The organism is Chamaesiphon sp. OTE_75_metabat_556, assembly GCF_031378165.1.
Classification (GTDB): domain Bacteria; phylum Cyanobacteriota; class Cyanobacteriia; order Cyanobacteriales; family Chamaesiphonaceae; genus Chamaesiphon.
The window spans coordinates 1-8,017 of record NZ_JANNDR010000522.1 but is presented as its reverse complement, the minus strand read 5'-3'; the positions used below and the strand labels follow the sequence as shown (position 1 = coordinate 8,017).

Annotated in this window: 7 protein-coding genes; all 7 read left to right on the top strand. The window is 46.7% G+C overall.

The window, feature by feature from the left end; genetic code table 11:
• Nucleotides 1–978: signal peptide peptidase SppA (sppA, locus tag RMO27_RS20735; protein WP_309736145.1), on the top strand; the 978-nt coding region annotated here is incomplete at its 5' end.
• 786 nt (nt 979–1,764) lie between these two features.
• Nucleotides 1,765–2,283, top strand: a complete 519-nt coding sequence (locus RMO27_RS20730; RefSeq protein ID WP_309736143.1) for a helix-turn-helix domain-containing protein — start codon at nt 1,765–1,767, stop codon at nt 2,281–2,283.
• A gap of 52 nt (nt 2,284–2,335) precedes the next feature.
• Nucleotides 2,336–5,014, top strand: a complete 2,679-nt coding sequence (locus RMO27_RS20725) for an ABC transporter transmembrane domain-containing protein (RefSeq protein WP_309736141.1) — start codon at nt 2,336–2,338, stop codon at nt 5,012–5,014.
• A 53-nt stretch (nt 5,015–5,067) separates the two neighbouring features.
• Entirely contained in the window at nt 5,068–6,573 is a 1,506-nt protein-coding gene (locus RMO27_RS20720) for an HlyD family efflux transporter periplasmic adaptor subunit (RefSeq protein WP_309736139.1), read from the top strand.
• A gap of 39 nt (nt 6,574–6,612) precedes the next feature.
• Nucleotides 6,613–7,311 carry a peptidylprolyl isomerase gene (locus RMO27_RS20715; RefSeq protein WP_309736138.1) on the top strand — a complete coding sequence of 233 codons (699 nt, stop codon included), beginning with the start codon at nt 6,613–6,615 and terminating at the stop codon, nt 7,309–7,311.
• 172 nt (nt 7,312–7,483) lie between these two features.
• A complete protein-coding gene (locus RMO27_RS20710) occupies nt 7,484–7,633 on the top strand; it encodes a hypothetical protein (protein WP_309736136.1) in 150 nt (49 codons plus the stop codon).
• A 191-nt stretch (nt 7,634–7,824) separates the two neighbouring features.
• Nucleotides 7,825–8,017, top strand: a 193-nt coding sequence (locus RMO27_RS20705; RefSeq protein ID WP_309736135.1) for a Nif11-like leader peptide family natural product precursor, incomplete at its 3' end; no start/stop codon positions are given.

The following is an 8,017-nucleotide window of genomic DNA, read 5'->3' as shown; positions in this document are numbered from 1 at the left end:
GAACTCAAAAAGATTAGCGGTGCTGATAAAGAAGATGTTACTGTTTTTCGTGGCGTCACTCTCGATCGGTATGCCGAAGTTATCAATCGTACGGCCAAAACTTCCAGTCGCAAAATTGCCGTTCTCTACGCTCAAGGTAATATCGTCAGTGGTGAAGGCGGCGTCGGCCAAATTGGGGGCGATAGTTTAGCGCGTCAACTGCGTGAATTGCGAGTAGATAAAGATGTCAAAGCTGTCGTTTTGCGTGTCAATAGTCCGGGTGGTAGTGCCTTAGCTTCCGATATCATTCAACGGGAAGTCAGACTATTGCAAAAACAAAAACCCGTAGTCGTTTCGATGGGCGATGTGGCCGCATCTGGCGGTTATGCGATTTCGACTTATTCCAATAAAATCTTTGCCGAACCGAATACCATTACCGGATCGATCGGTGTGTTTAGTATGAATTTTAACTATCAAAAACTAGCGAATAATAATGGTGTAACTTGGGACGTTGTCAAGACCTCAAAATTAGCCGATAGTATGACGATCGCGCGGCCGCGTACGACGCAAGAATTAGCGATCTCCCAACAGATGGTTAATGATATTTATGATGACTTTATCAGCAAAGTTTCCGAATCGCGAAAATTACCAAAACAGCAAGTTGCCGAAATTGCTCAGGGTCGAGTTTGGTCGGGAACTGATGCGAAAAAGATCGGCTTGGTCGATGATATCGGTGGCCTCAATGACGCGATCGTCTATGCTGCCCAAACTGCCAAACTCGGTCGGGATTGGGAATTAGAAGAATATCCAGTCGTGGAAGGCTGGGAAGAAAAACTGCTCAAACAATTTGCTGATGGCAAAGAAGTGCGTTCGCTTGAAAGTCAAGACCCCCTCACCACGGAATTACTCAAAATCAAAACCGAACTCAGTGTGTTGCAAAGTTTCAACGATCCCCATGGTGTCTATGTCAGATTACCACTGAATTTTAAGATCGATTAGTGTGTTATCATGTCGGGTGTTTTGGGTGCTGCCAATCTTTTGGAGCAGCTCAAAAATCGATAGAATACTACTAAGCAGATCTGCTGTTGTCAGGAATATAAACACACAATTTATTCAATGTAAGCCTAGTCAATCTGCCGATGCTGTTCACTTAACGGGTGATAAGTTCGGCAACTATTGTTATGCAAGATCGGGTTGGAAAATACTCTAAAATCTTGCTGCAAAGCAGCATCAACTCGTCGATCGACCGTTAGCTAGATAGTCACCAGGGAGTGGATTTGGGCGATTAAACACATCGGCAGCAATCTTAAAAGTATTCACCCTGCATAATTCCATCCTATCTGCCCAATTGAAAAGATAAGCAAGCAAAATAGCTGATTGAGATCTATGAAGTAAGCAGTACGATGAAAACTACTGCTACCTGTTCAGTCTGGCTGCTCTCCCTCAGTCTGACTGGTGGCGCAGCTCTAACTTTCAACCTTCTAGATTAATCGACGATCGAGGTAAATCGATCGGTAGCAATACGGGCAGTGTGGAGATTGTTTACACGCTGGGCGTAAATTTTGTGCGGAAATTTCTTTGGATGTCAAGCAAGGGAATATTTCGGCGGTCGTGACGGTTAAAGCGGAATAATAACTACGAATTTTAAGAGATCGATCCTCATTTGGAGATTTTCTTTAATTCACTTTATTGTACCCCTATTTCCCTAAACGCTATCAACTTCTAGAAGTACCCAGAACATCACAACCAAACTATTTCAATTACCACACTAACAGGAGCAATCGGTTGGAAACATCTCAGCGAATATTAACGCCTTTCCAGCATCGATATCTGCAAGGAAAGTTGCAGGAGTCGGATCTAAACCCACAACTGCGTCAGCGGATTGAAATTATGCTGCTAGCTGACGCAGGCAAAACCCAAGGTGAAATTTGTCGGCAGCTAGGATGCTCTACCGCCACCGCTGGCCGCTGGATGCTCTATGCCAAAGCCCAAATGGCGCACCAGTATATTGACATCCCCACCGGGCGACCCAGAACTATCACCGAACAGTATTTGCAGCGATTGCAGGAATTAGTGCAATCTAGCCCTGCCGAGCAAGGCTATGCTTTCCGACGCTGGACAGCAAGCTGGCTGAGCAAACACCTAGCCAAAGAACTCGGAATTACTGTCAGCGATCGACATATTAGTCGGTTGCTCAGAGAATTAGGTCTGTCCACACTGCCCCAGCCAGCGGTTCCGGCACCAGAAATTAGCGGCTCCAAAATCATCATCGGCAATCTGGTGGACGCATCCCAGCCAGATTGATCGCCGATCTAATCCCTGCTGCTCTTAGCTATCGATCTATCTGAACATTATCATGACCAACGCGCTCCTCCAGTCCATTTTAGAGCAAGCCTTAGGGCATTCTTTGACCGATCCCGAATTTCGACAATGCCTCCAGCAGATGCAAATTCTCAATCCCCAGGTTGGTAAACTCTGGCCGCAGCAAAACTGCCCGCCCGGACTGTATTTTATTCGATCGGGCAAAGTGCGGTTTTTAGATCGCAGTAATGAACTAATCGCTACTTATATAGCTGGCGATGCCTGGGGAGAATTCACCTTATTTCCAGACCTCAATCAGCCTGATGTCATCCGAGCCGGAGCCAATCTGCAACTAGATTTTTTGCCTCAGCAAGCTCTAGTCCCCCTGATCGATCGCTATCCACAGATCTCAGCATATTTGCAACAACAGGCCACCACCAAATCAATCCATTCCATTCCCGATCATCGCCCAGCAACTCCTGCTTCCCCAGTTGTAGCCCCATCACCACCAAGAACAAAAATTGATGCGATCTTCCCCATCCCCAGCACCCGCCGCCTGGGAAATTGGTGGAAAAAAGTTACGCGCCGCTATCCATTTTTCGCCCAACTCAGTTCTTCAGACTGCGGAGCCGCTTGTTTGGTGATGATTTCCCGCTACTGGGGCAAGAATTTTAGTGTTAACCGGATTCGAGATATCGCCAATGTCGATCGCAATGGGGCATCGTTACGGGGGTTATCTACTGCTGCCGAAAGTCTAGGATTTACGACCCGTCCAGTCAAGTCCAATCTAGAACAATTGGCACTCCAGAGCTTGCCGACCATTGTCCATTGGGAAGGGAAACACTATATTGTCGTTTATGAAATCACCCACAAACATGTCGTCGTCGCCGATCCAGCGATCGGACAACGCACTCTCACCCACCCGCAATTCCTCAAAGACTGGACAGGTTATGCCCTCATCCTTCAGCCCACGGCGGCCTTTCATCATCAGCAAGAACATCAAACTTCGTTCTGGCAATTTTTTGAACTGATGAAACCCCACCAAATGGTGATGCTAGAAGTGTTTATCGCGTCTTTATTTATCCAAATTTTCGGCTTGGTCACACCACTGTTTACCCAACTGATTCTCGATCGAGTGGTGGTACAGCGATCAGAACTAACTTTGACGGCGGTTGGTTTTGGGCTATTGATTTTCAGTCTGTTTCGAGTGGCCATGATCGGGTTACGGCAATATTTGTTAGACCATACTGCCAATCGCTTAGATTTAGCATTGATTGTGGGCTTTATTCGCCATACGCTCCGGCTACCGCTCGATTTCTTTGAGTCGCGGTATGTGGGTGATATTATTTCGCGGGTGCAGGAGAATCGCAAGATTCAACGGTTCTTATCCGGGGAAGCGTTATCGATTTTATTAGACTTGATTACGGTTTTTATCTATGTTGGGTTGATGTTTTGGTATAGCTGGTCGATGGCCTTGCTGGCACTAGTAGTTGTTCCGCCCTTTCTGCTACTGGCCGTGGTCTCAACGCCATTCCTTCAGCGCATCTCTCGCGAAATTTTCAACGCCCATGCCAAAGAAAGTAGTTATCTGATTGAAGCTTTAACCGGAGTCCGCACGGTGAAAGCAGTTGCCGTTGAGCAATCCGTGCGTTGGCATTGGGAAGGCTTACTTCAAACAGCCATTAAAACTAATTTTTCTGGGCAAATTATCAATAATCGGCTCCAGATTTTTAGTAATACGATCGAAGCAACCGTTACGACGGCTTTACTCTGGTACGGTGCCTACCTAGTCATCCACGATCAGTTGACGATCGGGCAATTGGTGGCTTTCAACATGCTATTGGGCAATGTGATTCGGCCTTTTCAACGTCTAACGGTGCTGTGGAATCAGTTGCAAGAGATTGTGATTTCGGTAGAACGGATTAATGATGTGCTGGAGGCCAAACCCGAAGAAGATCTGCAACTCCAATCTCGCCAATCGTTGCCGCTGCTGCAAGGGGATATTCGGTTTGAGAACGTCACCTTTCGCTACCATCCTGAGAGCGATCGCAATATCCTCGAAAACCTAAATTTTCATATTCAGCCCGGTCAAATGGTGGCATTGGTGGGGCGCAGTGGTTCGGGGAAGACAACTATCTCTAAACTGGTGCTGGGTTTATATCCGGCCACCGATGGCAAAATCTCGATCGACAACCAAGAAATCTCCAGTCTATCTTTGCATTCGCTGCGCCGACAGGTCGGAGTTGTTGACCAAGATACTTTTCTGTTTGGTAGCACCATCCGCGAAAATATCAGCCTGGGACAGCCCGATGCCACCCTATCAGAAGTAATGACAGCAGCACATTTAGCTGGAGCTGATGAGTTTATTAAGCAATTGCCGATGGGTTATGAAACCCAGATTGGCGAAGGGGGCGGACTCTTATCTGGGGGGCAACGGCAGCGATTGGCGATCGCGCGAGCACTCTTGGGAGATCCCCGATTACTGATTATGGATGAAGCTACCAGTCACCTCGATACAGAGTCAGAACGGATTATTCAAAATAACCTGAGTAAAATCCTGCGCGGGCGCACTTCGTTGGTGATTGCCCATCGGCTTTCGACGATCCGCAATGCCGATTTAATTCTGGTTTTAGATCGCGGCATTTTGTCGGAAAGCGGTACTCACGATCAGCTAATGGCTCAACGCGGTAAATACTTCTATCTCAATCAGCAACAACTGGCAGTAGTGAACTAGAAGGCACAGCTCGTTCCACGAACTCTTAAATCTCGCTACCTCATCTAAATCCCATGAGTAACTTAGACATCAATCACTCAAAATTGCATCCAGTCGATCGACCGGAACCAGCCCAGATCGAGCCAAATAACCCGGTTTGGTCCGATGGCACCCAGGAACAATTGGATAGCCTCCCACAAGTCTGGACGCGCGGTTTGCTCTATTTCTTAGTCATATTTGCAGCGATCGTCTTACCCTGGGCAGTATTGGCTAAAGTCGATGAAACCGGCGTCGCTAGAGGCCGCCTAGAGCCGAGCGGCGCAACAATTCGCCTCGATGCGCCGACTGCTGGCACAGTCGCTGCTGTCCGTGTCAAAGCAGGCCAGCAGGTGAAGAAAGGGCAAGTGCTATTAGAACTAGAATCCGATTTACTCCGCGCCGATTTGCAGCAAGGCCAAACCAAACTGGAGGGGCAAAAAAATCGATTGGTACAACTACAGCAAGGCCGTAACCAGCTATTAACGGCTGTCACGACTCAGCAACAACAAAATCAAGCCCAAGCTACTGAAAAAAGTGCTCAATTAGATCAGGCGCGACAGTCTTTGAGTGCCAACAAAACCACCACCCCGTTTTTGGTGTCGGAAAAGCGAGCACAGGTTAACCAAGCGAAACAAGCTTTAAACTCCGCTAAAACTGCTTTGATCTTGGCTGAGAATACAGTTCAAAACGATCTGGCAGAAGTAAAGCGTTATCGTCTGCTCTGGCAGCAAGGCGCAATTGCGGAAATTAAGTTAGTGGAGGTGAATGGGATCGCGGCGAAAAGTCAGCAGTTGCGATCGCAAGCCCAAGCCCAAATTGACTTGACAAAGGAGCGTCTGCAAGAGCAAGAGCAGAGCTATCAGAAGTTGTTGCAACAGAGTCAATCCGATCGCAAGCAGTGGGAGTATAAGTTGCGCGAACAGGAGGGGAATCAACAGAGTTTGCGCCGGTCGGGGGAGCTGGCGGTGCTCAAAGGTCAGGAACAACTCAAAGAGTTGGATCGGCAAATTGCTAGTCTTCAGACCGAGATTGCCCAAAGCCAGAGCCAGATTCAATCGCTGCAACGGCAAATCGCGCAGAAGGTGGTGCGATCGCCTGCCAATGGCACGATTTTTCAATTTCCCACTACCAAGCCCAAAGCTTACTTGCAGACCGGGCAGTTAGTGGCGCAGATTGCCCCCCAAGGTTCTAAGTTGGTGCTCAAAGCCCAAATTCCCAATCAAAATAGTGGTTTTTTGCAAGTGGGGATGCCCGTCAAGCTGAAGTTTGATGCCTATCCTTTTCAGGATTATGGCGTGGTGCCTGGTCATCTGCGGTGGAAATCGCCGGATTCCAAAAAGTTGGAGTCTGGACAGAGCCAAGTGGAAGTGTTCGATCTGGAGATTACGTTGGAGCAGACCACGATCCAGGCTCAGAATCAACGAATTGTGCTGACACCGGGGCAAACAGCGACGGCAGAGGTGGTGGTACGGCAGCGGCGGATTATCGATTTTATTCTCGATCCGTTTACTCAGCTCCAAAAAGGCGGATTGAAACTTTAGTTCCAATCAAACAACTATAAAGTAATTCAGGAGAAACTCATGAACAATATCAGCGCAGCAGAAATCATTCAACAGGTCAAATTCTCTGGACAGATGCCCAAAATTTTGGAAGCGATCGCTACCCGTAACAAAATCACGGCTGCGGCAACATCTGCTGGACTTGAAGTGGACGATAGTGAACTACAAGCGGCTGCCGATCGACTGCGGCTAGCTAACAAACTACATCAAGCTCAGGATACCTATAATTGGTTGCAAAAACAGCACCTAACCCAAGAGGAGTTTGAGGAAATGGTCTATTTTTCAGTGCTATCTGGCAAACTTGCCCAGCATTTATTTGCCGATCGGGTTGAGCCTTATTTTGTGGAGCATCAGCTAGATTACTGGCAAGTAGTTCTCTACGAAGTGATTTTGGAGGATGAAGACCTTGCTCAAGAACTTTACTTCGCCATAATTGAACGAGAAATGTCGTTTTTTGAGGTAGCTCAAAAATATATTAAAGAGACTGAATTGCGCCGTAAGTGTGGCTATCGAGGCTTGCTCAAGCGGACTGATCTCAAACCAGAGATTTCGGCGTCTGTTTTTGCGGCAACTCATCCACAGTTGCTAAAGCCAATCCTGACAGCGAAAGGTGTGCATCTGATTTTAGTAGATGAAATTATTCAACCCGCTCTGAATCCAACTGTGAAGCAAAATATTGTCTTAGAACTATTCTCCAATTGGCTTCAGGCAGAAGTGTGAAATATCAGAGAAGTCGAATGTCAATTTTAGCGACAAAACATATTCATTTGTGTCGATTGTTCTTGCAGGAATCACCTAAAAATGCGTGACTTCTGATTGCAAATTTGATAGATTGTTTTCAGTGAGTTCGAGAGAATTTGCAAAACAAAAACCATATCTAAGGAAAGGCAAAATGTCTAAAATTCAAATTATCGATCTAAATGTCAACTCCGAAGACTTAAGAGATCTCTCTGATGAAGAACTCAATCTCCAAGGCGGGGTTCTTTGTTTCTTAGTTCTCGCATTTGCTGCTGGTTATGGACTCGGCTGTTGCATCCGGTAGAATTTCCTATGGCCAACTCTGGGTTCATTTTTCCAGCAAGAACATCATCACTATCTTGATGATCTCTGTCGATCGTACTTGACGATCTCGATTAAGCTGGATTGCCTTTTTCTCTAATCGCTCACTTATTCAATTTGAATTAAGTGAGCGATTTCCCCAGCCTCAAAAAATAACTCCAGGAGATGCTAAGTATGTCTTTAGAAAATGTTGCAGCATTTTATGAAAAATTAGGCCAAGACAGAGATTTCTGTCAGCAAATCAAACAGGCTGCTAGCGAATCAGAAAAATGGCAAACGATCCGAGATGCTGGTTTTGACTTTTCACCAGCAGAGTATGCCCAATTTACGGCTCAAAATTTTGACCTCAACGAAAGTGAGATTCAAG